The sequence below is a fragment of the Rhizobium croatiense genome, from assembly GCF_019793465.1.
Lineage (GTDB): Bacteria > Pseudomonadota > Alphaproteobacteria > Rhizobiales > Rhizobiaceae > Rhizobium > Rhizobium croatiense.
In genome coordinates, this window is sequence record NZ_JAILYJ010000105.1 from 1 (window position 1) to 281 (window position 281).

General features: G+C 64.8%; 1 protein-coding gene. It reads left to right on the forward strand.

All coding sequences use genetic code 11. The features are described from left to right. Nucleotides 1-281: ThuA domain-containing protein (locus tag K6M89_RS30775; protein WP_222141876.1), on the forward strand; the 281-nt coding region annotated here is incomplete at both ends.

Below are 281 nucleotides of genomic sequence, written 5' to 3' on the forward strand. Positions count from 1 at the left end.
TCGAGCGTGTCGCCAGGCGCGTCTGGGAGGGCATGGGCCTGCTGGTGCTGCATTCCGGTCATTTCTCGAAGATCTTCAAGCGGCTGATGGGCACGCCCTGCGCGCTGAAATGGCGCGAGGCGGGCGAGCGCGAGCGGCTGTGGACGATCAACCAGCGCCATCCGATCGCCGCCGGCATCGGCGAGCATTTCGAACTCGAGAACGAGGAAATGTACGGCGAGCAGTTCTCGGTGCCGGAGCCGCTGGAAACGGTGTTCATCTCCTGGTTCCAGGGCGGCGAA